22 protein-coding genes are annotated in these 25,138 nt (G+C 55.0%); 10 read left to right on the top strand and 12 right to left on the bottom strand.

Annotated elements, in window-relative coordinates; all coding sequences use genetic code 11:
• Window positions 1–44 precede the first annotated feature (44 nt).
• A complete protein-coding gene (locus RAC89_RS05980) occupies window positions 45–722 on the top strand; it encodes an HAD family hydrolase (protein WP_306612420.1) in 678 nt (225 codons plus the stop codon).
• Window positions 723–780: 58 nt separating this feature from the next.
• On the opposite strand, the gene RAC89_RS05975 is transcribed toward RAC89_RS05980, so the two are convergent.
• The 7 genes from RAC89_RS05975 to RAC89_RS05945 all read right to left on the bottom strand — a co-directional run bounded on the left by RAC89_RS05975 (window position 781) and on the right by RAC89_RS05945 (window position 8,985).
• On the bottom strand, window positions 781–1,869 hold the full coding sequence (locus RAC89_RS05975; RefSeq protein ID WP_306612419.1) for a YheC/YheD family endospore coat-associated protein: 1,089 nt from the start codon (window positions 1,867–1,869) through the stop codon (window positions 781–783).
• Window positions 1,870–1,906: 37 nt separating this feature from the next.
• Window positions 1,907–3,088, bottom strand: a complete 1,182-nt coding sequence (locus RAC89_RS05970) for a YheC/YheD family endospore coat-associated protein (RefSeq protein WP_306612417.1) — start codon at window positions 3,086–3,088, stop codon at window positions 1,907–1,909.
• The gene (locus RAC89_RS05965) at window positions 3,089–4,459 is read right to left on the bottom strand and encodes a YheC/YheD family endospore coat-associated protein (RefSeq protein WP_306612416.1); all 1,371 of its coding nucleotides are present in this window, start codon (window positions 4,457–4,459) and stop codon (window positions 3,089–3,091) included.
• Window positions 4,460–4,563: 104 nt separating this feature from the next.
• Window positions 4,564–5,784 carry a YheC/YheD family endospore coat-associated protein gene (locus RAC89_RS05960; RefSeq protein ID WP_306612414.1) on the bottom strand — a complete coding sequence of 407 codons (1,221 nt, stop codon included), beginning with the start codon at window positions 5,782–5,784 and terminating at the stop codon, window positions 4,564–4,566.
• Between the two features lie 75 nt (window positions 5,785–5,859).
• The gene (locus RAC89_RS05955) at window positions 5,860–7,218 is read right to left on the bottom strand and encodes a YheC/YheD family endospore coat-associated protein (RefSeq protein WP_306612413.1); all 1,359 of its coding nucleotides are present in this window, start codon (window positions 7,216–7,218) and stop codon (window positions 5,860–5,862) included.
• Window positions 7,219–7,405: 187 nt separating this feature from the next.
• Window positions 7,406–8,209 (bottom strand): HAD family hydrolase, encoded by an 804-nt coding sequence (locus RAC89_RS05950; RefSeq protein ID WP_306612411.1) that lies wholly within the window; start codon window positions 8,207–8,209, stop codon window positions 7,406–7,408.
• Between the two features lie 5 nt (window positions 8,210–8,214).
• Entirely contained in the window at window positions 8,215–8,985 is a 771-nt protein-coding gene (locus RAC89_RS05945; protein ID WP_306612409.1) for a DeoR/GlpR family DNA-binding transcription regulator, read from the bottom strand.
• Window positions 8,986–9,175: 190 nt separating this feature from the next.
• On the opposite strand from RAC89_RS05945, the gene RAC89_RS05940 reads away from it, so the two are divergent.
• Both RAC89_RS05940 and RAC89_RS05935 read left to right on the top strand, forming a co-directional pair.
• Window positions 9,176–10,291 carry an acyltransferase gene (locus RAC89_RS05940; RefSeq protein WP_306612407.1) on the top strand — a complete coding sequence of 372 codons (1,116 nt, stop codon included), beginning with the start codon at window positions 9,176–9,178 and terminating at the stop codon, window positions 10,289–10,291.
• A gap of 85 nt (window positions 10,292–10,376) precedes the next feature.
• Window positions 10,377–10,655 carry a hypothetical protein gene (locus tag RAC89_RS05935; protein ID WP_284641155.1) on the top strand — a complete coding sequence of 93 codons (279 nt, stop codon included), beginning with the start codon at window positions 10,377–10,379 and terminating at the stop codon, window positions 10,653–10,655.
• Window positions 10,656–10,727: 72 nt separating this feature from the next.
• Here the strand turns inward: RAC89_RS05935 and RAC89_RS05930 are convergent, their stop codons facing one another.
• Window positions 10,728–11,105: a hypothetical protein gene (locus RAC89_RS05930; protein ID WP_306612404.1), complete on the bottom strand. Its 378-nt coding sequence runs from the start codon at window positions 11,103–11,105 to the stop codon at window positions 10,728–10,730.
• A gap of 157 nt (window positions 11,106–11,262) precedes the next feature.
• Between RAC89_RS05930 and RAC89_RS05925 the strand changes: the two genes are divergently transcribed.
• On the top strand, window positions 11,263–12,603 hold the full coding sequence (locus tag RAC89_RS05925) for a DRTGG domain-containing protein (RefSeq protein WP_306612402.1): 1,341 nt from the start codon (window positions 11,263–11,265) through the stop codon (window positions 12,601–12,603).
• Here RAC89_RS05925 and helD read toward each other — a convergent pair.
• From helD to RAC89_RS05905, 4 genes are all read right to left on the bottom strand, one after another.
• On the bottom strand, window positions 12,587–14,947 hold the full coding sequence (gene helD, locus RAC89_RS05920; RefSeq protein ID WP_306612401.1) for an RNA polymerase recycling motor HelD: 2,361 nt from the start codon (window positions 14,945–14,947) through the stop codon (window positions 12,587–12,589). The two genes, RAC89_RS05925 and helD, sit on opposite strands and share 17 nt — an antisense overlap.
• Window positions 14,948–15,584: 637 nt before the next feature.
• On the bottom strand, window positions 15,585–15,869 hold the full coding sequence (locus tag RAC89_RS05915) for a YtpI family protein (RefSeq protein WP_306612399.1): 285 nt from the start codon (window positions 15,867–15,869) through the stop codon (window positions 15,585–15,587).
• A gap of 105 nt (window positions 15,870–15,974) precedes the next feature.
• Complete coding sequence (locus tag RAC89_RS05910) at window positions 15,975–16,487, bottom strand: sporulation membrane protein YtrI (protein WP_284641150.1); 513 nt, start codon at window positions 16,485–16,487, stop codon at window positions 15,975–15,977.
• Window positions 16,484–16,816, bottom strand: coding sequence for a YtrH family sporulation protein (locus RAC89_RS05905; protein WP_284641149.1), 333 nt, complete (start codon window positions 16,814–16,816; stop codon window positions 16,484–16,486). Before RAC89_RS05905 ends, RAC89_RS05910 begins: the two co-directional genes overlap by 4 nt.
• Window positions 16,817–16,951: 135 nt before the next feature.
• Here RAC89_RS05905 and RAC89_RS05900 point away from each other — a divergent pair, with 135 nt between their 5' ends.
• From RAC89_RS05900 to pyk, 6 genes are all read left to right on the top strand, one after another.
• A complete protein-coding gene (locus RAC89_RS05900; protein ID WP_306612398.1) occupies window positions 16,952–20,521 on the top strand; it encodes a DNA polymerase III subunit alpha in 3,570 nt (1,189 codons plus the stop codon).
• 109 nt (window positions 20,522–20,630) lie between these two features.
• Window positions 20,631–21,119, top strand: a complete 489-nt coding sequence (locus RAC89_RS05895) for a phosphatidylglycerophosphatase A family protein (protein WP_284641147.1) — start codon at window positions 20,631–20,633, stop codon at window positions 21,117–21,119.
• 100 nt (window positions 21,120–21,219) lie between these two features.
• Entirely contained in the window at window positions 21,220–21,411 is a 192-nt protein-coding gene (locus RAC89_RS05890; protein ID WP_284641146.1) for a glutamate decarboxylase, read from the top strand.
• 55 nt (window positions 21,412–21,466) lie between these two features.
• Complete coding sequence (gene accD, locus RAC89_RS05885) at window positions 21,467–22,396, top strand: acetyl-CoA carboxylase, carboxyltransferase subunit beta (RefSeq protein ID WP_306612397.1); 930 nt, start codon at window positions 21,467–21,469, stop codon at window positions 22,394–22,396.
• Window positions 22,386–23,360, top strand: a complete 975-nt coding sequence (gene accA / locus RAC89_RS05880) for an acetyl-CoA carboxylase carboxyl transferase subunit alpha (protein ID WP_306612396.1) — start codon at window positions 22,386–22,388, stop codon at window positions 23,358–23,360. The genes accD and accA overlap by 11 nt, the downstream gene beginning before the upstream one ends.
• Window positions 23,353–25,110 (top strand): pyruvate kinase, encoded by a 1,758-nt coding sequence (gene pyk, locus RAC89_RS05875; RefSeq protein ID WP_306612395.1) that lies wholly within the window; start codon window positions 23,353–23,355, stop codon window positions 25,108–25,110. The genes accA and pyk overlap by 8 nt, the downstream gene beginning before the upstream one ends.
• Window positions 25,111–25,138: the final 28 nt, after the last annotated feature.

Genomic DNA, 25,138 nt, shown 5'->3' with positions numbered 1-25,138 from the left:
ATGGTTGTATAATACGTAAAAAAGTGTTTCGGGAGGGGAACCGAATGACTGGGAAATGGACGAAGCCGGAAGCGATGATTTTCGATCTCGACGGCACGTTGTTTCAAACGGAAACGTTGCTGCTGCCGGCGTATTATGCCACCTTTGATCAGCTGCGGAAGGAAGGCCTGTTTCAAGGAGAGACGCCGCCGGAGAAGCATATTCTCGGCGCGCTGGGAATGCTGCTGGAGCATATATGGCAGCAGGTGATGCCGGATTACGGTGCCGAGGTGCATCGACGGGCGGACGAGCTTCTGTTGAACTTCCAGCTCGAGGGGATGGCCCGCAAGGAAGGGAAGTTATATGACGGTGTGGCCCGTACGCTGCAGACTGCGCGGGAGCAGGGCATCAAGCTGTTTATAGCCAGTAATGGGCTTGAAGCATACGTTAAGGGAGTTATCCGCATGCATGGCCTCGAGCCGTTGTTCGAGAAGGATGGGTTGTATAACGCGGGAGAGTACCAAACACGCTCCAAGAATGATCTGGTTCGCCTGTTGCTCGAACGGCATCAGCTGAAGTCGGCCTGGATGGTTGGCGACCGCTCGTCCGATGTGGAGGCAGGTCATGCCAACGGCTTGAAGGTGGTCGGCTGCGATTACGCCGGCTTCCGTAAAGAAGGAGAGCTCGACGATGCGGATGTGGTCATTAACCGGTTTGAGGATCTGTTAACGCTGATACAATAATAACGAAACCCCTTGCTTAGGCCATAAAGGCCGGCAGGGGGTTTGTTGTAGGTAAAGGTTACTCCTTTTTCTCTTCGGCCGGCTTCTTCTGCTTTAGCAGCCAGAGCGCATACTCCAGCGGGCGTGTAATCGCTCTCCGGTACGTTTCCGTTTCTCCGATCCGGTAGAATACTTCCCGCGACGGCTTCGGATTCACTTCCAGGAGCCACACATGGCCCTTCGGGTCAACCGCCAGATCGATGCCGACCTCGCATAGACGTCCGAACTTCTCTTCCAAATGCTTCACGACATTCAAGCCGAGAGTATACGCGCTTTGTTTGATTTGGTCTACCTTTGCCTGCGAGCCGAATCTCCGTTTCAGCAAGGTTTCCATCGGTGTCGCCGAGCCTCCGCCATGAAGGTTGGACGTCACGGAGCGCTTCGGTCCGACCCGTCCGGCACAGCCGGTAACCTGCCACACCCCGGTGCTGTCCTTCTGAACGAGCATCCGAAAGTCGTGAACGCGTCCGTCCTTCAGCTGGAGGGGAATCCCCTGCTGTAAAATGTACCGATGGCCCAGCTTCCAGCCGGTAACCCGGCTCGTAATTTGCTCAGGCGTGACCTTCTGCGGAAGGAGAATGCGCCGATTCGGGTCACGCCCCTGAAGCAAACAGTGTTCGCCGCCTGGAAGACGCTGCAGACGAAGGATGCCCCGCCCTCCGGTGCCGTTCATCGGTTTCATGTAGACGATTGAGTGCTTCTTCACGAAATTCGCAATGCTTTTCGCGTCCTCGAATTTCTCCGTATCCGGCATATGCGGCTTGATTTGGTCGTGCTCGGACAAAATCCGATGCATCGTCCATTTGTTGGCCATCGGTCGGCTAATGTAGCGAAGCTTCGTATGCCGCTCCCGGAAGGCCTTCAGCTTTCGGTAATTGCTCACCCCGTGATAGCGCGCACGGTCATAAATGATGGGTGGGAACGAAGTCCACTTGCGTTCCCACTTACCCTTCTCCGGATTATACGACAGCGCATGAATGCGAGGTCCTTTGCTCTCATGTACGTCGTCCGGCGTGAAGACGAGCACCTCCAGCCCAAGCTTGCGTCCGTTGACACAGAGCTTGCGGAAGAAGGAAAGCTCCTCCAGCTTTTTTCCTTGCATATACATCGCTAATACACCAACTTGGTAAAGGGGCATGCTGTCGTCACCTGCTTGCATTACGTTTTGTTGTAATCCGTGTCCTACCCGGTTTGGCTGCAGTGCGGACTTTTTTCCTGCGGGATAGAAAGGCGCTGTAAAGAATCAAATTTTCAAGTGATTTCTTGCGGATATGGGGTTCGTCGAATTTCATCGGCTTGGAGTTGGCTTCGAAGAACCATAAGCGGCCGTCCGTATCTACGCCAAGATCCATAGACATTTCTCCCAGGACGCTTCCGCTGGCCTTCTCAATCTGCTTCGCAATCAGAAGGGCAGACCTTCTGGCGCTGACGATAATTCGCTTGCTGCCTGCCGCACCGAAGGTGGAGGCAAGCAGCTTTGCCGGATCGTCGATCGAGCCGCCTCTCGGCACATGGGTGGTGATGCTGGATTTTCCCGCCAGTCTGGCGCCTACGCCCGCAATGCTCCACAAGCCTTTGCCGTTCTTCTGCACCAGCACGCGGAGATCGAAAGGGCGCTGCCTGTAGCTCGACAGATCGATCCCTTGCTGCATGATGTATTCCTTGGAGTCCACAAGCTCACGAACCTGGGACCACAGCTGAGTCGGCGTCGTATACCTGGAGATGTGGCTCTTGGTTTTTTCCTGAATGCTCAGCTCATATAAGGGGGTGCCGGCAGCTCCGGGCTTTAGGCTCACCTTCATGATTCCCTTCCCGGCTTTGCCTCGAATCGGCTTCAAATACAGGGAGGAATGCTTCTGGAGCAGCTTATCCAGCTCTTCGCTTGAGGTCAGTTTGTGTGTAACCGGAATAAAGCCCTTCGTGGTGCCGGATTTCGACAGCCACTCAAACAAATTCCATTTATTGAAGAAGGACGGGTTGAAGAAATGAATCTGTCCGTGGCGCAAGCAGGTTTGGATTACCTGCTGCACCTCGGGAAGCAGCTCGAATTTGCGGAAGGGGATCCGGTTATAAATGACATGCGGGATCGGCTGCTCCCCCTTCTTCCAGCGTTTCGCCGCAAAATCATACGTGTAGCCTACGGCGGAGCTCCCGGTAAGTTTAAAATCCTGAACGGTCATCACATAAACCTTCACCTGATGCTCCAGACCAGCCCGGATTAAATCGATAAAGTTTTCCTGATTTCCTCGAAAAATTCTCTTGTCATCCGAGTAAGTGAGAATGGCCAGCGTAGGCCGCTGCGGCTTCTGCTGTGTGCTCGCGTCCACTCACGAATCCCTCCTTGCCCGAAATCGGCTCAAGTAGAGACAGTAGTCATAAATGTACTGCAGCGAGGCTCTGCCTTGTTCCTTGAGCGCCGGGTGTTTAAAGATCGACCGGCCGGGCTTGGAGTTGGCCTCGAACATCCATACCCTCTCGTTCTGATCGATGCCGATGTCGAAGCCGAGCTCTCCCAGCGTATGGCGATGATTTTTCTCTACAGCCTCCGCAAGCTTGATGGCTGCATCCTTGGCCGTTTGCAGCACACTATCTCCACGTGCACCATAGACCTGACGCATCACCTGCTCGGGGGTCATCAGCTGGCCTCCGGTTCGAACATGGGTTGTTACGCTGCCTTTACCCGCCTTTTTGGCGCCGATCGCTGCAACGATCCATTGGTCGTTCGAATTTTTGGTCATATGGAAGCGGAAGTCAATCGGACAGTTGTCAATCTCGATCAAGCGGATGCCTTGCTGCGCCACATAATGGTTTAAGCGGCCGTTTTGGCGGGTCAGCAGGTTCATCAGACCGTCGAATTTGGCGAAGCGAAGCAGCACATTGCGGCCGCTGCGGCGGAAACGGGCATAGTACCCGCGTTTCGGATTGTACGTCAGCCGGTATATGCCGATGCCGAGACTTCCTCCGGTCGGTTTTAAATAAATGAACTTATGCTTCTCGAGCATTTCTCTAATATCTGACGCGGAGGGATTGATTCGGGAATCCGGCACATGCTTGTATGCATCGGTGCCCTCTAACAGGTTGTAGACATCCCACTTGTCGAAAAAGCTCCAGTTAAACAGCGGAATGCCGCGCCGGATAAAACGGTTTTTGAAGGCGTTCATCGAAGCGAGCTTCTCCGCCTTCCGGCTTGGGAGCCGGTTGTATACCACGTCCGGCAGCGGAACCACCTTGCGGACCCAGCCTCCCTCGGAGCGAGGAATGGTTGCTGTTACCGTGCCTTGGTTCCAATTCACTTGGTTCGGGGAAAAGGCAAAGTAATATGCCTTATCTGAGCCGACACGCATGAATTGGCGGATGAATTCGGTGCGGGAGCCGAAGGGAGCGGTGCTGCTGCTCGAGACGCTGGTCAGAATGCCGATGAGCGGTCCGATCTCGAGCTCTTTGCCGCCGCCGCTGCTTTGGATGAGTGTGCTGCCGAGACGCGGGATATGAAGCTGCTTATATAAAGTCGCCGGCAAATACAGATGCTTGCCGGTTTTCTTGAGCAGTCTCAGACCAAGCTCAAGGCTTTTGCTGCCAAGCCGTAATGTCACGCTTCTCGTTTTGGCCAGTTTGAGGGCGCTGGCAAGCTCACTTGTCAAGAAGACCGCTCGCTCCTGCCGCTGGGTGACGTGAATCGTGCAGGTTGTCAAACTCATGATAAACCTCCTTAGCGCTCCGTGTGCGAAGCGTTCTTCGTAAGGAATCGCGGCCTTGCCTAAGGCCGGCTCATCCGTTGCTGCCGCTCGAGCGTAGCCTTATTTCACCGCTCTCGCGATTGTCCAAAACGTCTGAGTTTATGATCTTCGGGAATCGCTGTTTGCGTCAGTAAATACTTGGCATACCGAATGGGATTTTCCAGCGCACGGTTACGCGCCTTATCGTCCTGTAAATAAGTAAAGATGGAGCGGCCGGGTTTGGAGTTCACTTCCAGTATCCAAATATAACCATCGAGATCGACACCAAAGTCGATGCCGAGCTCGACGAGCCGCCCGTGACAGGATTCGAGCACATCCGGGATGAGCTCGGATAGCCGCGTCAGCTCCTTCTGGAGCTGACGCGCCTTCTCCGGCCCGAACACGCGGGCCAGGAAAGGCCCGGCGGCCTCCGCTTTGCCGCCGCCGTGCAGGTTCGAGGTCAGGCTGCCGCCCTGACCTTGGCGGACGGCCATGCCGGTCAGCCGCCAGCGGCCGGCGCCGTCCTTCTGCACCAGCGAGCGTACGTCGTACGCATCGCCGCCGGCATCGTGCAGCCGCAGGTACGGCTGCACGAGATAGCTGCGCCGCCCCGTGAAGCGGCGCAGCCAGCGCAGCAGCGCGGCGGCGTCGCCGAAGCCGTGCGCGATGCGCCGGTTGCGCGTGTCGCGGCCGCGCACAGAGAAGGCCGCCTCGGCCGTATTCTCCGTGACGGCGTCAGCGCTGACGCGGGCCATCCCGGCGCTTTCGCGGCGCACGAGCAGCACGCCGCGTCCCTGCGAGCCGCCCTGTGGCTTCAGCACGATTGCGTCGCGGCGTTTCAGCCACTCCAGCATCGTGCGGCTGCTGCGCAGCTCCTCCGTGGGCGGAAGGAAGGGACGGAGCCGTTCCTCCCGCTGGAGAAGCTGCTGCACCTCCCACTTGCCCTTGAGGCCGTAGCCGAGCAGCCGGACCGGCTGCTGTTCCAGCAGGCGGCGCAGAGCCGTACGGTAATTGGCATATTCCTTGCGGGTGGAGAAGAAGCATCGGTCGTACACCGCATCCGGCAGAGGAAACCACTGGCTGACCCATTGCTTCAGCGACGGTTCATAAACGTAACCGGTGACTCGGGAGAGAGACCAATCGATGCCCTCCGGCGAGAAAACAAACACGGTCAGCCCATAGCGCCGACCGCATACAATCAAGCGGCGGTAGAACCCGCGGTTCGTAAAAGGGACGTCTCCTTCGGTACGTGTCGTCATGATGCCCAAGGTGCGTCCGGTCGTTCGCTCCAGCATGGTAATCATCATGCGTTTCACCTTCCTGCTTTGGCAGTTGCCGCGGCCTGGGAAGGCAGAAGCATCCCCCTTGGCCCCGGTCTTTGATTAGAATTTCGCCGCATGGCGAGCATACTGTACGACCGTCTTCACGGACGGGCGGATCTTTCGCTCCGCATTCAGCGGGGTGTTGTCATCCTTCGACGGCTTCGAATTCACCTCGAGCAGCCACACCCGCCCGGAGGTATCCAAGGCGAGGTCGACCCCCAGCTCGGCAAAATGTCCCTCCACCTGCGTCTCAATGCCCTTCGCAATCTGCAGGGCGGCGCGCTTCAGCCTGGCTGCCCCTGCAGCGGAGGCACCGGCGCGGGCCAGGGCCTCCCTGACGGTGCAGAGCGTTCCGCCCCGGGCCAGGTTGGAGACGAACTGGTGGTTGCCTGCAATCCGTCCGACGATGGAGGTGACGGTCCATGATCCGGTGTCATCCCGCTGCACGAGCGCCCGGAAATCGATGGGGCGGCCGCCCGCCTGAATCAGGTTCAGGCCTTGCTGGATCTGGTGCCGCCCGGTCTTCACCTTGCCCGAGATGGCCGAGTACAGCTGAGTCAGGCTGCGGTACACCTGCTTTCGGGTGCCGTTCAGGCCGGTGAAATGGGCGACATACGTTCCGCCCTCGGAGCGGCGGATGCGAATGATGCCTTTACCCAAGCTGCCCGTTATAGGCTTAAGAAAGACGGAGGCGTATTTGCTGCACATGGATTTCAGCATGGCAAAATTACGAAGCAGATGGGATTCCGGCAAGTACGTCTGGAGTCCGGCTTCCTTGCGCAGCGCATCGAAGACCTCGCTTTTATTGAGATATTTCTCATTAAACATGATGGTGCGGTGCTTGCTTCGGGCCTGGCTTACAAACTGCTGGACGTGGGGGTAATTTTCGTAGCGGCGAGAGGTAAGACGATTGTACAGTATATGGGGTACAGGAAAGGTAGAGCGAATCCAGCGGCCGGCGTAATGCCAGCCCTTGACGGTATCGCCTGCCGTCTTCAGGTCCTCCGGTGTGCAGAAGAAGACGGCGGCACCGTAGGTCTTGCATGCTTCCGTCATTTCGTGGCAGAAGGCGGTCGTTGTACCGAACAGCTTATCACCCGCACTGGCGTTGGCACGGCTGACCATGACTCCGATTAACGGTCCCAGATGAAGGGAACCCGAGGCGGATTTATATTGCAGACACAAGGAATCGCCGTGTTTCACGCCCCATTTGGCAGCGAGGGTGTCACTCAGTCGCAGCATTCCCGCTTGAGTGACAGGGATGACCTTTACCTCTTGTTTGGCGGACCCAAAGCAAAGGGAGACGGATGGGTTCTGCGAAAGCTTCCATTTCTTCACGAGAGAATCGCTGAGCATAACAACGGAGCCGTCCGGTGAAAGGCTGGCGCTGACATGAATCTTTACCTTCGTTCTTTTCATTGCGGACCTCCTTCCCAGCACAACATACATCTACCAAGTAACGAGCTACTGTCATCATATGAGGGCATCTACACCTTGGTGAATGGACCATGCCGAAAAGTACAGCGTTCGTAGGCCCGATGGGAAGGTGCTGCGGCAGGCTGTCCGGCGTCGCCGGAGGGTGGGAAACAACAAAAAAAGCCGGCGTTTATACACCGGCTTCTCGTAAATTATAGGCTCTGACCCAGGCAATCACATCCGCTACATACGCAGCGGTATGCTTTGCCTTTGCGCGTACCTCCGGATGGGCGCCGGCCATAGCGAAGCTGTGCGGCGTCTCGGAGAACATCGCGAGATCGTTGAACGAATCTCCGATGCATACGGTCTCCTCCGGCAGGACATCGAGCTTCTTCAGCAGCGCATGCAGGCCGGTGCCCTTCGAAACGCCCCGCGGCATAACATCCATGCAGTCGATATCGGAAATGTAGGCGTCAATCCGCTCGCCATACTGCTCGAGCAGCTTTCCCTGCAAGCTCCGAAGACGCTCCACATCGCCGAAAAAGGACATTTTGCCGCACATCACCTCGCGTCCCAGGAGCTCCCTCGCATGGGGGATCTCGTGAAAAGGCGCCATCAGCCTTGCTCCGATGATGCGGGCATGCTCATTCATCCGCTCGACGAAGTAGCTGTCCGGTCCGCAGAGCATGGTCAGGAAGGGCATGCCCTCCGCAGCTCCGGCCAGCTCCAGGAGAAGCTCCCGCTCGAAGGCGTGATGCGAAAGCAGCGTCCCGTCCGAGGTGTGGACATAGGCTCCGTTTTGGGAAATGGAATGAACCCTCCGGTCGATTTCCTTCATGACCGCATCGATTTCGGGATACATGCGGCCGGAGGCGAAGGCTACGGCAACACCCTCCTCCAACATAGCTTGAAGGCCCTTCACATCCTCCTCCCGGATCGAGGAATGATGATGGATCAAGGTACCGTCCAAATCGCTGACAATCAATTTAATCATAAGTGCTACTCTCCTTCTTCTGCGGCGACGATCAGATGAATGCCGTGCTTGTCCAGCAGCTCGGCGAATCGTTCTTCCGGACGCCGGTCCGTGATGATGATATCAATTTGCTCAAGACCTGCAACCCGGTAAAAGGTACGCTGCCCGAACTTCGAATGATCCGCGAGAACAATTACCTGATCCGCCCGCTCGACCATTTCACGATGGACATGGCCTTCGTCCTCATAGGGATTAGAGAGACCTTCGGCGGACAAGGCGGCGGTGCCGAGCAGAAGCTTATCCGCATGATAATCGCGCAGCATATCGATCGTTCTTGAGCCGGCGATGAAGCGGTGCTTGGGATGTACGACACCGCCGAGCAAATGCACGGTAATGCCGTTCCTCGCCGACAGCGTACCGGCAATGTCCATCGAATTGGTTACGACAACGTGCTGCGACGTTCTCAGGCACTCCGCCGCCTGAAGCACGGTCGTAGAAGCTTCCATGAACAAATAGTCTCCCTCATGGACCAAGGAGGCGGCATATTCGCCGATGGCGTGCTTGCCGGTGCTTTCCAGGTGTAGCCTTGTATGATAATCCACGACATCCTTCATCAAGGTGGGGAGAATCGCGCCGCCGCGAGTTCGCAGGATGCGGCCCTGCTCTTCCAGCTTGACAATATCCCGCCTGGCGGTATCCCGCGATACCTCGAACAGCTCGCAAATCTCATCCGTGCTGATGCGGCCCTTTTGCTGCAGGTGCTGCAAAATACCGATAAACCGTTCTTCTTGATACATGGCGCTCACCTCAGATAACTTGGTGTTCTTTTCTTCATTCTAAGTGAAGGTGATGCATGAAGGCAAGTGTTTTTAAGTAAATATAAGTATTTATGCGTGATTATAAGTGATATTTCGGTGGGGTAGGCTTGACACACCCAATATGTTACAATGCTTTATAGCATTTCTTCGACAAAGGAGTCGACAACATTTGACGGAAACCGTACCTCCCCCTGCAAAAAAGAAATCACTCCCCAAGCTCCATGAGCTGGATATCGTGAGAGCGATTGCCATCTTAGCGGTGGTAGCGATTCATGCCACCTCGGAGGCTACCGTGGAGCTTCCGGTCGGCAGTACGGCGCAGGCGGTCTACTTAGCAGTAAACAAGCTGTGCAACTTTGCCGTACCCGTTTTTATTTTATTAAGCGGCGTCGTCTTGTTCTATCGCTACTCGAACGATTGGGGCGCCAAGCAGGGAGTCACCTTTTACCTCAGAAGAGTAAAGCAGGTCGTTATTCCCTATCTCGTCTGGTCCTTGTTTTATTACCTGTACAACCAATGGATTTTTTCCAGGAACACTCTGCATTTCGACTGGCGCGCCTTTCTGGATTTACTGCCGTGGGCGGATGCCTCGTATCACTTGTATTTCATGACGATTATCGTGCAGTTTTACCTATTGTTCCCGCTGTTGATGACCCTGTGCCGGAAATGGGCTTGGTTTCGCCGAAGTCTGTTTTTGTTCGGGCTGCTTGTTCAAGCCGCCTTCTATTGCTACAACCGGTATGTGTCGCCTGTAGAGCATGTCCCTTCGCTGGCTGTGACGTATTTCGCGGTATTTGCGGTAGGCGGGCAGATCGGGCTGTATTACCAGCCGTTCATCGAATGGCTGCGGAAGCACATCAGCTGGGTGCTGCCGCTATCGTTGATCATCGGTGCATCGTTCGCCGGGTCCATTCTAATGGAGCAATACAAGCTAGTCCGGTTAAACGGCGTCTGGTATGAAGTCATGTTTCACTCGTATGCGATCTTTGTGGCGATGAGCTTCATCTGGTTCGGGAGAGGGCTGTTGAACAAGTGGAAAAGCGCTGCGCAATGGCTCATCCGGCTCGGAGCGGTCTCCTTCGGTATTTATTTGGTGCATCCGGCGGTCCTTACGTATTGGCATACCCGGGTGGAGCGGGCGACCGGCGACATTCTGCTATACCATGCGTATACACTCGGAGGCTTTGCCGCGACCTTGTTTGTCCCTTGGATTCTGGTCGCTGCCTACGGCAAATTCATGTCTCTTTGGAGAAAGAAAACGAAGCCGCAGCCGGCAAAAGCGTAGCCTGTCTTTTTTTCGGTGATAATCCGTCCCCGTGCCTCATAGAATGAAGCGTACAAGTTGTTCTGGGGAGGGGAGACAAGGACCGATGAAAGGGATACGTAATCTCGTTTATATGGGCTTAACTCTAGGAATGGTTATCTTTGCCGTTCCGCGGTTAAGTTTAAGCGACGGCTTGGCGCCCGAGTCGGTGTTCGGCTTCGTTTGGCTTGCGATGGCGCTCTTGATCGTAGCTGCGCATCTTCACGAGCTGCTGGGCGTGGAGGAGGAGACTCGCCGGGAGCTGCTGAAGGTGAAGAAGATGAAACGATGGCAGCTGGAGCAAATGCTGCAGGGCCGCAGGAAGGTTATGCAGTTCAAAAAATAAATGGCCTGGGTATGAAAAAGCCTGCTTGCTTTCCCTAAGGAGAGCGGGCAGGCTTTTCGGCATGACAGGAAACTACCACAGCAGACTGACGGCGAGGAGATTAAACAGAGCGAGCGGCAAAACCACATTGTTATAATAGGGATTGAATCCCGGAGACCCGAAGCCTCCGTATGGCCCAAAGCCGCCAAAGGGAATGAAGGCGCGGCTGTGTCCCGGCATGATTTGGAGGTAGATGTAATCGCTGTCGATGTGCACGATATAGCCGTCATGCGTTTGGCCGTGTACCGTTTGGACACGGACAGGGCGGTTCATGTGCTGGCTGCAAATGGAATGGAGGCGCTCCCTGCACTTTTTCATAGCACCTGCCGTCTCGGGGTCCAACTGGTAAATCGGCTGTAAAGCGCCGGCTCCGGCAGCGGCTCCGACCGGCTGTAACGGATTCATGGACATGTGTTCTCACTCCTTCGCATTATGTAAGCACAAATGGCTATTTCCATCCTATGCAGCACAAAACAGGTATAGAGCTGTCAGTCTATTCATTTTTTGTAAAATCGCCTATAATGGGTAATACAGAGTATGACAGATCAATGGGGGAGAGGTATAACAGATGGAGGTTTCCGGTGTACCTGAGGCGGCGACGAAGCACGAGCAGATCATTAAATATATAGAAAGCTTAAAGATCGGCACCAAAATCTCCGTCCGCAAAATCGCCGAACAGCTGGATGTCAGCGAGGGTACGGCATACCGTGCTATTAAAGAGGCGGATACGATCGGGCTTGTGGCCACTAAGGAGCGGGTCGGAACCGTACGGGTTGAGAAGAAGCTGCGCGACCAGCTGGATAAGCTTACCTTCGCGGAGGTCGTCAATATGGTGGACGGCGAAGTGCTGGGCGGGAGCGGCGGTTTGAACAAAACGCTGCATAAGTTCGTTATCGGCGCGATGGAGCAGGAAGCGATGATGCGCTATATCGATCCGGGCAGCCTGTTAATTGTAGGTAACCGCTATAAAGCGCATGTACGTGCGCTGGAGCAGGGGGCCGGCGTACTGATTACCGGGGGCTTCGGCACATCGGAGGAGGTCAAGCAGCTGGCGGACCAGCTGGAGCTTCCGATCATATCAAGCAGCTATGATACGTTTACCGTCGCCTCGATGATTAACCGGGCCATCTATGACCGGCTGATCAAGAAGAAGATTTTGCTGATTGAGGATATTATCCCGAAAGGGATGCAGGTGTTCGTGCTTAAGGGGAATCAGACGCTGAGGGACTGGCAGCGGCTGCATGAAGAGACGGGACACAGCCGTTTCCCTGTAGTGGATGAATGGAACCGGGTCATCGGAATGATTACGTCCAAGGACTTCATCGGTGCGGAGCCGCAGCAGACGATCGACAAGCTGATGACGCGGAGCCCTGTCACGGCTGCGCCGAGCACCTCGGTTGCTTCGGCGGCTCACATGATGGTGTGGGAGGGCATCGAGCTGCTGCCGATCATCGACCTTGGCCGTAGGGTAGTAGGCGTGATCAGCCGCAAGGATGTGTTGAAGGCGATGCAGCACACCCAGCGCCAGCCGCAGCACGGGGAGACATTCGAGGACCTGATTTGGTCCGGCTTTCAGGAGGGCAAGGACAAGAACGGCCAGCTCGTCTTCCGCGGCTCGATTACGCCGCAGATGACGAACCGGCTCGGTACCGTGTCCGAAGGGGTGCTGACCGTGCTTATGTCGCAAGCGGCTTACCACGCCGTGCTTGACGTGAAGAAGGGCGATCTCGTGATGGACAATATGTCCTCGTACTTTGTCAAGCCGGTTCAAATCGACAGTGAAATTGAAATTCGTCCGAAGATGATTGAAGTCAGCCGCAAGTTCGGGAAAATCGACGTGGAAATTTATCACGGCAGCGCGCTTGTCGCCAAAGCGATGTTAACCGCTCAGGTCATTGAGCAGGGGTAGCCGTATAAAGCTCCTCTCTGACTCCCCCCAGCAGTGGCGTTCGTTCCCCGGTATAGAATAAATGAAGCTCGTGCATCGCACGGGTGCAAACGGTATAGAAAAGCTTGCGCTCGCTTTCTCTGCCGTATTGCTTTGCCGAGGCGTCAAATACGATGACGGCGTCGAATTCCACACCTTTGGCCAAGTAAGAAGGAATCACGAGCACACCCGCCTCATAGGAGGTCGTTTCCTTGCAGATCAAGGCAAGACCTTCCAGATGCCTGCTGAGCGCCCGGTGGGCTTCCTCGCTTTCCTCCGCCGTTTTGCAAATGACCGCAATCGTAGGATGCCCGGCCGACTTCAACTGTCGGAGACGATCCCCAATGCCTTTTACCAAATCGATAGGGTCTGCAGCCTTCGTCAGAGTCGGCTTGGGACCTTCCCGATGAAACGGCTCTATGAGAGCCCCAGCCGGAAGCAAAGGCTTCGTAAACTCGACAATCTGACGGGTCGAGCGGTATGTCCGCGTTAGGATCATCGTTTCGGTTTGCTCGGAGCCATACAGCTCCGGCAGGAACTCCAGGCTGCTGCCGCCCGAGGTATGGGCGTAGATCGCTTGATTGAAGTCTCCAAGCACGGTCATTTTACTTCTGGGAAACAAGCCCTTCAGGTAATGGTATTGAAACGGCGAATAGTCCTGCCCCTCATCGACGAACACATGGCGAATCCCCGTATTCACTTGAGTGCCCTCCAGGCGCTCGCGGAGGTATAAGTACGGGGTGGCGTCCTCATAGGCGAGATAGCCTTGATCCAGGTGCTCACATGTTTGGCTGCAGATGTCCGCCCATTGCTTCGGCAGGGAGGAAGCTACGCATGCTGCCGCTACCTTCGGATCGGTGAAGAACTGTCTGTAGGCCGACGGCGCGTCAAGGAAACCCAAGCGCTTGATTTCCGCACGAACCGGCTCCATCTGCTCCCGAACCAACATCGTGGCGAGAATATGCTTCTCCCGATCGAAATCATCGAACGTATCCTCCGAAGGAAGCTTCTTGCGCTGCAGCTCCTGGTAGGCCTTTAAGTAAGCCTCGGTATCCAGCAAGTCTATCTCGTCCTCAACCCAGGGCTTTAAGCGCTCCGCGCGGGCGATTGGAATCAGCTCCTTCAGCAAGGCATCCCGGAGCAGCCTTAGACGATTCGGGATGGGCAGCCCTTGATCCAGCTCGTAGAACCGCTTCTGCAGACTTTGTGCGGAGAACAGCACGTCCTCGCGAAACCGGATATCCTGAAACGGAAGGCCTTGCCGGCCTAAGGTAGCCACATAAGCATCCAAAGCGTGCAGGTAATCGGTTGAGGCTTTGAACCGAATGCCCTCAAGCCGCGCCGCGTAGCCGGGCTCGTGCATGGAAGTCAAGGTGTATTCCATTTGAGCTGCGGGTTCCTCCAGATTGAACTCATGCCCTAGCCGGTGCTCCAGATATTCCTGAAACGTCGTTTGCTGCATGTTCTCCTCGCCCAGCTCGGGGAGCACGGTGGAAACATAGCTGTTGAACATGGAGTTTGGCGAGAAGAGAACGATCTGATCGGCCCTCAGCGTTTCACGAAACCGATAGAGCAAGTAGGCGACCCGCTGCAGGGCGGCAGACGTCTTTCCGCTTCCGGCTGCTCCCTGAACGACAAGCAATCGGCTGCCTACGTTGCGGATGAGCCGGTTTTGCTCCTTCTGGATCGTAGCCACGATGCTTCGCATCTGCGGGTCGGCCTGCTTGCCCAGCACCTCCTGAAGCAGCTCGTCGCCGATGGTCACACTGGTATCGAACAGGCTGCGGAGCTCGTTGTCGCGAATGATGAATTGACGCTTCAGCTCCATGCTGCCTGTGATGGTGCCGCCGGGAGTATCGTATTGTGCCGGGCCCGGAGGATAATCGTAATACAAGCTGGAGACCGGGGCGCGCCAGTCGTAGATGAGAAACTGATCTCCTTCCTGATTGAGCAGCGAGCCCACGCCGACATAAATAGCCTCGCTTCGCGGCTCTCCGTCTTCCTGAAAGTCGATGCGCCCAAAATATGGCGATTGCAGAAGCCGCTTGAGTTTTTTTAGCTGCGCCTGCTGCTGCCGGTGCGCCCGTTCACGGTCCGAGATGACCTCCGCCTGCTGCTTCAGGCTTGCCATCGTTTCGACCATTTCCTCGAGACCCTCGACGTTCACTGTTACATCATCCCAGAAATGCTTGCGGAAGCCGACAATGTCTTCTCTTATGCCACTGATTTGCTCCTGCAGCGTTTCGGCCCGCTCCTTAATTTCTTGTCTCACGGCAGTAATGCGATGCTGCTCCTCAACCCATGCTTGCTCTGATACGCGACTCATAGCACAGCTCCTTTTCATGAAAGATTTTTGTGAAGAGGGGTTTGACAACAGGGTTTCGATGTGTTATGATAATATTGAGGAAAACTGATTTTGTTAATCTTTCTTAAAAATGGAATCGAGATCAATGATATCATTAAATTATATCGATTGCAATAGGAAACGGAGCCCCTAGGGAGGACTCCGTTTTTTTGTGTTAAGGCGAGCGCCTTTTCGGCGTTAATGGTCATGGAACGCAGGCAATTTACCGGGATGCATACGAATAAAGACCCCGGGGGGACGTTATTCCCTCGAAATAGCGGGTAACTGGCAATAGCGTCCAAGCGGGACGTTAACGGCGATGAAACGCCAGCAAAGCCTGTATTCACGAGGAAATAGCGACCCTGGGGGACGTTATTCCTTCGAAATAGCCGGTAATTGGCAGAATAGCGTCCCCGCGGGACGTTAACGGCGATGAAACGCCGACAAAGACTGTATTCACGAGGAAATAGCGACCCTGGGGGACGTTATTCCTTCGAAATAGCCGGTAACGGGCAGAATAGCGTCCCCTCGGGACGTTACACAAAGAAAGGCCGACAACGCCGGGCATTCTCTAAACGAAAAAGAACCGCGCAGGCTGATGCCTGACGGTTCCCCGATCCTACCGGTTAAATAAAGAGTGGTTCCGAATTCCGACGAAGAAGTTGAACGCGCCCAAGATAAAGCAAACCACACCGAAAATGCGCCGTGTTACCGAATCCGTAAAGAAGAACAGCTGGCTGACGGCAATGATGACAAGCATCAGGCCCATGGCGATGTTCATCCGGGAGGAATAAATGCCGCGAAGCTTCGGGTCCTGCTCCCGGCGGTACCGAAGGCTGTAGTATACAGTGAAGATCAGGCTGACAAGAATCAAGGTGCTGAGCACCGCTTGAATGATCAGCATTGGCTAATGCACTTCCTTTATGAGCTTGAATATAAGCGCACCTTACGAAGGCGCAGCTTTAACTCTACCCATAACGCGGAAAAAAAGCAATCCTGTCCCTGCGAATCATGACGAGGGGAGGCGCTTCCATTCTTTTGCCGTAACCCAAACGCGAAGCTCTGTACCGACCAGCAGCATGGTTTTGACGGTGACGATATAATCCTTCTCCATGACGCCTGAGAACGTCTTCTCCGTGAGGATTTCCTCGTACAAGTCCTTCGAGTCGACGAATGAGGAAATCTTCGTGCCGATCACGACCTTGCCGAACTCCTTATGAATACGGCGCTTCAGCTCGCTTTCCGTAACTTTATCTAAAGGAGGCTGCGGGCTGCTGGTGCTCACTTCGATAATATTCAGAAGATTAATCGTGGTCTGCTGATTTTTGGATTTGCGCAGTGTGGCCGTCTCCTCCATAAGCTTCTCGTTATCCGACAGCAGCTCCCGATTCTCCGTAATGATGAGATTCATGTTGTGGCTGTACACCGACATAAAAAATGCAGCCCCGATGATCATACCGGAAATGACGAGGCCGAAGGCGCGCAGGTAGGCGGTGAACAGGTCAAAGCGGGGCACCCTCATCCATTTGCGCCTCCCTTGCAGATCCACTGGATCAGCATCGTTCCTACATGAGCCCCTGTGAAAGCGCAGACGATGTACAAAATTTGCTTAATGGCAGGGGAGATATTGCCAAGTGCAAAATTGGTTTCAATCGCCCGAATCGGATCGATCGTGCCGCCGATCGCGGCGACCATAGCCCATATTTTAATCTGTTCGGCAACCAGGGACATCCGGTTGATCGGCGGATCCAGCGTCAGAACGGCACAAATGCCCGCCAGCATCGTTCCCCCCAGCACCACCCCGAACGCAACGAAAAAATCCAACAAACATCTGGATAAAAACATAACCATACGACTGCTCATCCTTTCCCGTATGACAAGCTTGGCTTGACCCATCCCTCTTGTCCTAATCTATGGCACACTTGTTCGCATTATGCTAAAATTAAGAGAAACATTTTTTTCTTTCGAGAAACGGAGGCGAAGCGATTGAGCGGGTTTGTCCATTTGCATGTACATAGCGAGTACAGCTTGCTCGACGGGGCGGCGCGGATCGACGATATGGTCGAACAGGCGGCGAAGCTCGGGATGAAGGCGCTGGCGCTTACCGATCACGGTGTGATGTACGGAGCGATTCCTTTCTATAAAGCGTGCAAGCAGCACGGAATTAAGCCTATCCTTGGGTGCGAGATGTATTTTACCGCCGGCTCGATCAAGCAGAAGGCCGCGAGACAGGAGCAGCCCATCTACCATTTGCTGCTGCTTGCCAAAAATTTGACGGGTTACCGTAACCTGATGAAGCTGGTATCGATCGCTCATCTGGAGGGCTTCCACTATAAGCCCCGCATCGACCTTGAGCATTTGGCCGCTTACTCCGAGGGCTTGATATGCACCAGCGCTTGTCTCGGCAGCGAGGTGTCCCAGCATCTTCTGCACGGGCGTTATGAGGAGGCGAAGGCGGCGGCACTCAGGTACCGCGGTATTTTCGGCGCGGACTTCTATCTTGAGCTGCAGGACCACGGCTTGCTGGAGCAAAGGAAAGTCATGCCCGAGATGCTGAAGCTGAGCCGCGAGACGGGCATCCAGCTGGTAGTAACGAACGACGTGCATTACGTGCGGGAGCCGGAGCACGCCGTGCAGGATATATTGATTTGCATTGGCACGGGGAAAACCGTTGAGGATCAGGACCGGCTTCGTTTCTCCACCAGCCAGCTCTATCTTAAGAGCGGGGAGGAGATGAGCCGTGCATTCGCTCATGTGCCGGAGGCGCTGGCCAATACAGCAGCCATTGCGGAGCAATGCGAGCTGGAGCTGGAGTTCGGCCGCTCGATCCTGCCCCAATTCGAGCCGATTCCCGAAGGACGGACAGCAGGCGAATACCTTGCTGAGCTGTGCCGCGTTGGCCTTCAGCAGCGCTACGGCTTGTCGCAAGAGTGGGAGGATGCAGGCTGGCGAAGAAGCATTGAGGATCGCTTGACTTATGAGCTTGGAGTTATCGAACGTATGGGGTACTCCGATTATTTTCTAATCGTGTGGGACTTCATCCGCTTTGCCAAAGAAAACGGCATCATGGTCGGCCCCGGCAGAGGTTCCTCTGCAGGAAGTCTCGTAGCCTATGTTCTCCGAATAACCGATGTGGATCCGATCCGTTACGAGCTGCTCTTCGAGCGCTTCCTAAATCCGGAGCGGGTCACGATGCCGGATATCGACATCGACTTCAGCGATCTTCGACGCGATGAGGTCATCGACTACGTTGTGAAGAAATACGGCCGCGACCGTGTGGCGCAGATCGTCACCTTCGGTACGATGGCGGCGAAGGCAGCGGTGCGCGATGTCGGCCGCGTGCTGAGCGTTCCCTATAATGAGGTGGACCGCGCGGCAAAGCTCATCCCGAATCAGCTCGGAATGACGCTCGCCGATGCGCTCAAAGTAAGTCCTGAGCTCAAATCGCTCGCCGAGAAGCATCCCAAGACCGGGGAGCTGCTGGAGCTGGCCATGAAGGTTGAAGGAATGCCGCGTCACGTCTCGACGCATGCCGCCGGCGTTGTGATCTCCCGTGAGCCGTTAACGCAGTATGTTCCCCTTCAGGAGGGTACGGAGCAGACGCCGCTAACCCAATACTCGATGGAGCATCTGGAATCGATCGGTTTGCTGAAGATGGATTTTCTCGGACTGCGGACGCTTTCGATCATTGAGCGCACGCTGGAATGGATCCGCGAGAGAACAGGGATAACGATCGATTGGACGAAGATTTCAATGAATGATCCTTTAACCTATGAGCTTCTGAGCCGCGGGGATACGACAGGGATCTTCCAGCTGGAATCTCCGGGTATGCGCCGTGTGCTGAAGGATCTTCGCCCCTCGCAGTTCGAGGACATTATCTCCGTCTTGGCTTTGTATCGGCCGGGACCAATGGAATTCATCCCCCAGTACATCCGGAGCAAGCACGGAGAGCAGGCGGTAGAGTACCCCCACCCGTCCATCGAGCCTTATCTGAAGGATACGTACGGCATCATCGTGTATCAGGAGCAGATCATGCAGATCGCTTCCGGCATGGCCGGCTTCCGGCTGGGAGAGGCGGATCTGCTGCGAAGAGCGGTCAGCAAGAAGAAGCGGGAGGTGCTCGATGAAGAGCGGGCCCACTTCGTTCGAGGCTGCTTAAGCCAAGGTCATACGGAGGATGCGGCCAACCGGGTGTATGATATGATCGTACGCTTCGCCGATTACGGCTTCCCGAAGGCGCATGCGACGGCGTACGGTGTGCTCGCCTTTCAGACGGCGTATCTGAAGGCGCATTATCCGGTGCCGTTCATGGCATCGATGCTTACGGCTGTGATGGGCAGCCACCATAAGGTGGCCGAATATGTGGACGAGTGCCGCCGGATGGGCATTGCCGTGCTGCCACCTGACGTGAACGAGAGCGGGATTGTGTTCACCCCTACGGGGGACTCCATTCGATTCGGTCTTGCGGCCATCAAAAATGTCGGTACGCATGCGATCGAATCCATCATCGCGCAGCGAAGCGAAGGTCCTTATGAGAGTCTGATCGACTTCTGCCGAAGAGTGGACCTGCGGGTTTGCAATAAGCGCGTTCTGGAATCGCTCATTCAAGGAGGCGCGACGGACTCGCTGCCGGGGCACCGGGCGCAGCAGCTTGCGATGCTGGAGGATGCGGTAGACGCCGCTGTGAAGTGGCGCAAGGAGCGGGAGGATCTGCAGCTGCATCTGTTCGGCTTCGTTGAGGAGGTCAACTGGGAGGTGGATTACCCGGAGATCGCTCCTTTCACGATGACGCAGCAGCTGGAGCTGGAGAAGGAGCTCTTGGGTCTGTACATCTCGGGCAGCCCGCTGGATGACTATGAAGCGGTGCTGCGCAGGCTCGAGGTCGATTATTTGCACCATTTGCAGGAATACCCGGACCACAGCGAAGTCAAGGTAGCCGGATTGGTGCTGTCGAACAAAACGATCGTGACCAAGAAGGGCCAGCCGATGGCCTTTATGGAGCTGGAGGACCGGGTTGGCAAGGCGGAGATCGTACTGTTCCCGGAGACCTGGAAGAAGTACGCCCCCCTCGTTCAGAAGGGGAAGCCGATTCTGGTGATGGCGAAGCTGCAGCTTGGTGACGAGGATTATAAGCTGCTTGCCGATCAGCTGATTGCTTTGGAGGATCCGCATTTGGAGCTGAAGGCGGTCAAACCGGCGGCGGCTTCCGGTGCACAGGCTCGTACGGCGGGCGGCACCTACTCCAGGCCGGATTCGGCGACTCTCCGGACGAAGCAGCAGGCTAAGCCGATGGCTCAGGACGCTCCGCAGCAGGTGCATGCCGCTCAAGGATCAAGAGTGTACGTCAAAATTTCCGAGGAGAAGGAGCGGCCGGCGATCTTATCGTCGCTCAAGGAGCTTATACGCAAGCAGCCTGGCAATCATCCGGTGGTGCTTTATTATGAGAAAAGTAAAAAAACGCTGGGGCTGAGCGAGTCCTATTATGTGAATCCTTCCGCCGACCTGGTTCGACGCATGGAGCAGCTGCTCGGTAAAGATACCGTAAAAGTGAAATAATTGACGTCTCCTCTGCATACATTTAGTAACCCAAACGGGAAACTGTGTAAGAAAGCAGCCGAAGCCCGGAACCCCTGTTACTTATGGATGAGTGAGGAGGCGTTTTTTTATGACCCATCAGCACATCGAGGAATGCTTGGAGAAGCGCGGCGTAACGATCGACCGGATCGCCGAAATCGTACACAAGCTGCAGCTGCCTTATAACTCTAGCCTCACTATGGAAGCATGTGTGGAAAGCGTGCAAGCGGTGTTAAGGAAAAGAGAAGTACAGTATGTGCTGTACACCGGCATCGCTCTCGATGATTTGGCGGAAAGGAAGCTGCTTCCGGAGCCGCTTCAAACCATAATGGAGAAGGACGAATCGCTTTACGGAGTGGATGAGACGCTGGCGCTGGGCATTGTGCATGTGTACGGGATGATCGGACTGACCAGCTTCGGTTATCTGGACAAGGAAAAGATGGGGATTATCCGCGAGCTGAACGATCAGCGGTCGGGGATTCACGTGTTTTTGGACGATTTGGTGGCCGGTCTGGCAGCAGCCGCGTCAGCAAGAATTGCGCACCGTCATCAGGATGAGCTGGACGGACCGGCTCACTAGAACCCTCGTTTACGTCCTCAGGAAACAGACCCTCCCTCGGTTGCGGGAAAAAGTGGAGTTATGATATCATTATTCCATTATGTTCGGGAGGTCTGTTTTCATGTGGACGGTTATATATATCGCTCCGACTGCAAAAATTGCTGACAGAATCAAGACGAAACTGACGGAAGAAGGATTTCTGGTGCAAGTGCGCGCGATAAATATGACTAAGAATCAGTTTGAGATTTTGGTTCCCGAAGGCGAAGTGGAAGAGGTTCAAGAGGTATTGAACTCGATTTTGCATAGATCTTAACATTTCATTTTCATCTTATGTGCTTGGTTCAACTTTCCGCAAGAGAGGTGTAGTCGTGCAATTCAAAGATTTGTTTCAGAAGAAGAGGAAGTACGCCACGGTTCCTTCTGCGGATCGGCCTGCGCCCAACCGGGTCGTTGATGATGGGACGATCGATGTCCCCGAGGAACGTCCAAGAAGAGAGATTCCCGAAGGACTTATGAATAAATGCCCGAAGTGCGGCAAAATTCAGTCTACCAAAGAATTGGACAAGAACCTGAAGGTATGTATCAGCTGCAGCTATCATTTCAAGCTGAACGCTGTGGAGCGTATTCAAATGCTGGTCGACGAGGGTAACTTTATCGAGTATGATAGTGATCTGGCATCGGAGAATCCTTTGAATTTCCCACAGTATACGGAAAAGTACACGAAGGCCGTGGAAGCTACCGGGATGCGTGATGCCGTCATTACGGGAGAAGGCTCGATTGGTGGCTTTACCTGTGTTGTCGCGGTGATGAGCGCTGACTTCATGCTCGCAACGCTCGGCTCGGTTGTGGGAGAGAAGATTACCCGAGCGGTTGAAGCGGCAACGGAGAAGAAGCTACCGCTGCTCATTTTCTCCACCTCCGGGGGAGCGCGCATGCAAGAGAGCATTCTAAGCCTGATGCAAATGGCCAAGACGAGTGCAGCCATCGCCAAGTTCAACGAGCAGGGCGGTCTTTATATTTCTGTTATTACGGATCCTACTTATGGCGGCGTTACTGCCAGCTACGCTATGCTTGGAGATTTTGTTATCGCCGAGCCGGCGGCGGCCTTCGGCTTTGCAGGTCCGCGAGTCATCGAGCAGACCATTCGCCAGAAGCTTCCTGAAAATTTCCAAACCGCTGAGCTGAATCAGAAGTACGGCCAGGTGGATCTGGTCGTGCCCCGCAAGGAGCTGCGGACGATGCTATCTCAGATTATCAGCATGCATGGAGTAAAGGAGGGGAAGACCGTTGGCAGGTGAGATGCCTTTCGAGCAGCCGCTCGTGGAGCTGCGGGGAAAAATCGATGAGCTGAAGAAATTCAGCAAGGACAAGCAAATCGATTTCACCGATGAAATCGCCCGACTTGAACAGCGCTATCAGCAGCTGGAGACAGAGCTGTACCAGAACCTCAGCGTGAAGCAGAAGATGCAATTGGCCCGGCATGCTCAGCGTCCGACCACGCTGGACCTGATCAACCACATTTTCACCGATTTCATTGAGCTTCACGGTGATCGCCTATACGGTGACGATTTGGCGATCGTCGGTGGAATCGCTCGTTTGAACGGATTGCCGGTGACGGTTGTAGGACACCAAAAAGGGAAAGATACGAAGGATAATATCTCTAGGCACTTCGGAATGCCTCATCCCGAAGGCTACCGCAAGGCTTTGCGGTTCATGAAGCAAGCAAACAAGTTCAACCGTCCGATCATCACCTTCATCGACACGCCGGGAGCTTATCCGGGAAGTGCCGCCGAGGAGCGGGGACAAGGGGAGGCTATCGCCCGCAACCTGATGGAGATGGCGTCCATGCGGGTTCCTATTCTATGCGTCATCGTAGGGGAAGGCGGCAGCGGCGGAGCTTTGGCGCTCGGCGTAGGCAACCGGGTGTTTATGCTCGAGAACGCCATCTATTCCGTTATCACCCCGGAGGGAGCGGCTTCAATTCTGTTCCGCGATGCTTCCAAGTCCATGGAGGCGGCGGAGGCGATGAAGATTACGGCGGATGAAATATTAAAGCTGGGAATCATCGACGGCATCATTCCGGAGCCGAAGGGCGGAGCTCATCGGGATGTGGCAGCACAAGCGGAGTCTATCAAGAGCACGCTTTGGACAAGCTTGGAAGAGCTGCTGAAGCTGTCTGAGCAAGAGCTAGTGGAAGACCGTTACAACAAGTTTAGACAAATGGGTCGGTTTAAGGCTATTCAGGAGGGTAATCATGCGTAAAACGAAGATTGTATGTACGATTGGTCCGGTGAGTGAATCACTGGAAATGTTTAAGAAATTGATCGATGCCGGGATGAACGTGGCCAGATTGAATTTCTCCCATGGGGATTTTGAAGAGCACGGCAATCGGATCAAGAACGTAAGACAAGCCTGCAAGGAGCTCGGCAAGAACGTAGCGATTCTGCTGGATACGAAAGGTCCTGAGATCCGCACGGGCAAGCTGAAGGGCGACCAGAAGGTGGAGCTGGTTCAGGATAACCTGATCACGCTCACGACAGAGGAAATCGAAGGCGATGCAGAGCGCGTATACATTACCTATCGCGATCTGTACAAGGATGTTCGCGTAGGCTCCACGATCCTGATCGACGACGGCTTGATCGGGTTGACCGTTGAGGATATTCGCGGTACCGACATCGTCTGCCGCATCAAAAACGGCGGTTTGCTGGGCGGCAAGAAGGGCGTCAACGTGCCTGGCGTGAAGATCAATCTTCCGGGGATTACGGAGAAGGATGCCAACGACATCATTTTCGGTATCGAGCAGGGTGTTGACTTTATCGCTGCTTCTTTCGTACGGAAAGCAAGCGACGTCATCGAGATTCGCGAGATTCTTGAGCGTCATAACGCGCAGCACATTCAAATCATCTCCAAGATCGAGAACCAGGAAGGCGTGGACAATCTCGACGAAATTCTGGAGGTATCCGACGGTTTAATGGTAGCCCGCGGAGATCTTGGTGTGGAAATTCCGGCGGAGGATGTGCCGATCGTTCAGAAGGCGATGATCAAGAAATGTAATCAGGCAGGCAAGCCTGTCATTACGGCTACGATGATGCTGGATTCCATGCAGCGCAACCCGCGTCCTACACGTGCGGAAGCGAGCGACGTGGCGAATGCGATCTTCGACGGTACCGATGCGGTGATGCTGTCCGGCGAAACGGCGGCGGGGAAATATCCGGTGGAGTCCGTGCAGACCATGGCGAGAATCGCAGAGCGTGCGGAATCTGCACTGGAGCATCGTGAAATCTTCATCCGTCAAAGCAATGCACAGCAAACGAATGTAACCGAAGCGATCAGCCAAGCCGTAGCTAACTCCGCGCTGGATCTGGATGCGAAGGCGATTCTTACGGCAACCGAGAGCGGTTATACCGCGCGCATGGTGTCCAAATACCGTCCGAAGGCTCCGATTATCGCGGTAACGCCGAGCGATCAAGTACTGCGCCGCTTGTCTCTTGTATGGGGCGTTGTGCCTATCAAGGGCGAGCCTTGCAATACGACGGACCAGCTGTTCGAGCACGCTGTAGATACAAGCGTGAAGTCCGGCTTTGTCAGCTTGGGCGACCTTGTTGTCATTACGGCTGGAGTGCCTGTCGGCCGCTCCGGAACGACAAACCTGATTAAAGTGCATCAGATCGGCGAAATGATTGCCAAAGGCCAAGGAATCGGCACGCAGATTGCAACCGGCAAGGTCGTTACGGCACGCACCGCGGAAGAGGCGAATGCTAAGGTATCCGAGGGCTGCATTTTGGTCTCTCTTACGACGGACAAGGAGTACATGCCTGCATTCGAGAAAGCGGCAGCGGTCATTACCGAAACCGGAGGCATTACCTCCCATGCGGCGGTCGTAGGCATCAGCTTGGGCAAGCCGGTCGTCGTTGGCGTGAACAACGCGCTGGAGCTGCTCAAGGAAGGCACTGAGGTGTCCATTTACCCTGAGGTTGGCGTCATTTATTCCGGACGCGCACGCGTTCTGTAAACAATACAAGGATAAAAAAGCGGAATCG

The organism is Paenibacillus sp. GD4 (assembly GCF_030846225.1).
Lineage (GTDB): Bacteria > Bacillota > Bacilli > Paenibacillales > NBRC-103111 > Paenibacillus_G > Paenibacillus_G silviterrae.
The sequence above is the reverse complement of the archived record's forward strand: the minus strand, read 5'-3'. Positions and strand labels throughout refer to the sequence as shown.